Origin of the sequence: Sulfurovum sp. bin170 (assembly GCF_010892395.1) — a bacterium.
Classification (GTDB): domain Bacteria; phylum Campylobacterota; class Campylobacteria; order Campylobacterales; family Sulfurovaceae; genus UBA1140.
The window spans coordinates 1-2,138 of record NZ_JAACKB010000316.1 but is presented as its reverse complement, the minus strand read 5'-3'; the positions used below and the strand labels follow the sequence as shown (position 1 = coordinate 2,138).

Below are 2,138 nucleotides of genomic sequence, written 5' to 3'. Positions count from 1 at the left end.
TCGATAGAAATTTTAGTAACTACTGCAATATCAGAATAGAGCATTTTTTAAAAAAATACAGTTTTGATATAGAGATAGATAGAGATAAAGCTACTCATGAAAATTTAAACTTTGTCTTTAGTAAATTGAGGTTAAAAAAAATCCCCATCTATGTCATGATAGATGATTATGATAAATTCAATATTGAAAATAAGATAATTTGTAAGGATTTTTTTAGAGCCTTAAGAACTGCTACATCAGATAACAACTCATCATTAAAAAAAATATTTACAATAGGAACATTACCCACTATCACACTAGACATAACAAATGGAGGTGCTATAAGTACAAATATTAGCAATTTACAAACATTCAATAATGTACTTGGTATAACAAGAGATGAGTTAGATAAGTTCTTGTATTATTATTCAAATTCATTATTTGAAATTCAGAATTCAAAATTAAATATTGACAATTGCTATGATGGTTATAAATTTAATGAGAATATGAGTTCTACCCTTTACAATACTGATATGATACTCTATTATGTTAACTCACTTATTTTGGATGATGAACCACCAGCAAATCTAGTAGATATCAATATTCGAACCGACTACTCCAAACTAAGATATTTGGTCTATACCAATAATAGATTAAATGGAAACTTCAACACCTTGCAGAGACTTTTGGGAGGTGATGAGGTGACAACATTGCAGATAAAAGATAGTTTTTCAGCCTTTGATATGAAACAAGAGGATAACTTTATCTTACTGCTCTACTATCTAGGATTAATCACCATAGATAAGTTCTATAGAGGAGAATATTACTTCAAAATACCAAATCAAACCATCAGAATCATTATGGCCGAAGAGATAGTCTATTGTGAGCAGTATCTTTGAGTGTTTGATTGAGGTTATGTATTTTAGATGGCAATCTATTATAAATTGCCATCTAAATTAATCTCAATCATAACCTACCACTGAACGATAATCTTCAGGTGGGTGATAATACTTCTCTGGTTCTTCTTCGGCAACATGGGTTCTCTTTGGTGGTATATTATGTATAGGATAAGGAGAGATATCTATAGGCTCCTCTCTTTGTTGAGTTCTAGCTGGAGTATGACGAACACGCTCTTCTCTGGGTTGTGGGGGAGCCACAACAGGTTCAACATAATTTGTCATTTTAGAAGATGCGGTAGGAGTTGTAAAATAGAATCCACCATTAATCGTTTGGTCATAAATAGCTGGAAACTGTTTTTTGTTTGATTGAGTATAGACATCTTTGCGTGTTTTTTGAAAAACATCTCGCAGATCAAGTTCTTGACCCATATATTTAATCAGTGATTCAGTAAAAAGCCCATGTCCACCAGCTCTACCGTCACTTGCAACGCTTCCTGCTCCTGTAGAGTAAGAGACAAACATTCCTATTGGTTCAACTTTTGCCAATCCTCCTGTACCAATACTTCGACTAAAAGGGTCGTTACGACAAGCATCCAAAACCACAATATTGAGTCGATTACCTATATTTTGCATCCGTTTAGTAATCTTGTTCAACGCGATAGCTTCAAACTCTGTATCACTTTTAGCTTCTATCTTTGCATCCACAGGAATGAGGTAGTTTTGTCCATCTACCTCTATTCCATGTCCTGAAAAATAGAACATTCCTACACCACCTTTTTTTATAGCAGTATAAAATTGATTCAAACTACTTTTCATACTCTTTTTAGTTGTATCTTCACTGTAAATGACCTTAAATCCTCGTTGCTCCAAAATATTTTTAATTGATTTTGCATCATTAATTGGATTACTTAGTTTAGACAACACACCTCGATAATCACTGTTTCCAATAACCAATGCAACTCTTTGCTCTACGCTTCCAGTAGCCTGTATCTTTACAGCTCTATTCTCATCTGCATATAGATAAAAAGGTAATAAGCTAACAAGTAAAAAAATAAAATATTTCATCTATTTAAAGATGCTAATAGCATTTTTTACTGCATCTGCAGCAGAATCTAAAGCAGATGAACTCTCTTCAACTGAATCAGTGGTCTGGTGACGCTTCATATTTTCTAAACGAATCTCATCAGCGGTTAAGTTTTGTTGTCGTTTATATTGTCTTGCTTCAGCTCTGGTAATTTGAGCACCTTCTGCTCCTCTATT

3 protein-coding genes are annotated in these 2,138 nt (G+C 33.3%); 1 reads left to right on the top strand and 2 read right to left on the bottom strand.

Going from position 1 to position 2,138, the window contains the following annotated elements; translation table 11 throughout:
- Positions 1-878: AAA family ATPase (locus GSY74_RS07530; protein WP_164664487.1), on the top strand; the 878-nt coding region annotated here is incomplete at its 5' end.
- A 63-nt stretch (positions 879-941) separates the two neighbouring features.
- Here the strand turns inward: GSY74_RS07530 and GSY74_RS07525 are convergent.
- Together GSY74_RS07525 and GSY74_RS07520 are read right to left on the bottom strand one after the other, a co-directional pair.
- Positions 942-1,943 carry a caspase family protein gene (locus tag GSY74_RS07525; protein ID WP_164664486.1) on the bottom strand — a complete coding sequence of 334 codons (1,002 nt, stop codon included), beginning with the start codon at positions 1,941-1,943 and terminating at the stop codon, positions 942-944.
- On the bottom strand, positions 1,944-2,138 hold a 195-nt coding region (locus GSY74_RS07520; protein WP_164664485.1), incomplete at its 5' end, for a hypothetical protein. It lies immediately after the preceding gene.

What these genes read in the sequence shown, in the direction of transcription:
- GSY74_RS07525 (WP_164664486.1), bottom strand. Translation starts at nt 1,943, where the DNA reads ATGAAATATTTTATTTTTTTACTTGTTAGCTTATTACCTTTTTATCTA.